The 396-nt window shown below is 76.3% G+C and carries 1 protein-coding gene; it reads left to right on the top strand.

All coding sequences use genetic code 11. From position 1 onward, the window contains the following. On the top strand, window positions 1–396 hold a 396-nt coding region (locus AB4Y44_RS42490; RefSeq protein WP_368702827.1), incomplete at both ends, for an NAD(P)H-hydrate dehydratase.

A 396-nucleotide genomic window follows, 5' to 3' on the forward strand; every position in this document is an offset into this window, starting at 1 on the left:
CCCTACGACGCGCCGCACCCCGAACTCTTGCTGCCCGCGGCGGCCAGGCTCGCGCTCGGCGCGTTGGACGCCGGCGCGGCGGGCTGCGGCATGGGCGGCAGCGCGTCGGCGCGCCAGCTCGTGGACGCCATCCTGCGCCTTCACGCCCCCGTGCTCCTCGATGCCGACGCGCTCAATCTCGTCGCGCGCGACGAGGCGCTCGCGGCACACGTCGCGCAGTCGGCCGCCGCGCGCGGCGCGCCTTGCGTGCTCACGCCGCATCCGCTCGAAGCCGCGCGCCTCCTTGGCTGCGACACCGCCGCGGTGCAGCGCGACCGACTCGCCGCCGCGCGAACGCTTGCGGCCCGCTACGCGGCGGTTGCCGTGCTCAAGGGGAGCGGCACCTGTCACTTATAC

Origin of the sequence: Paraburkholderia sp. BR10937 (genome assembly GCF_040965695.1) — a bacterium.
GTDB lineage: Bacteria > Pseudomonadota > Gammaproteobacteria > Burkholderiales > Burkholderiaceae > Paraburkholderia.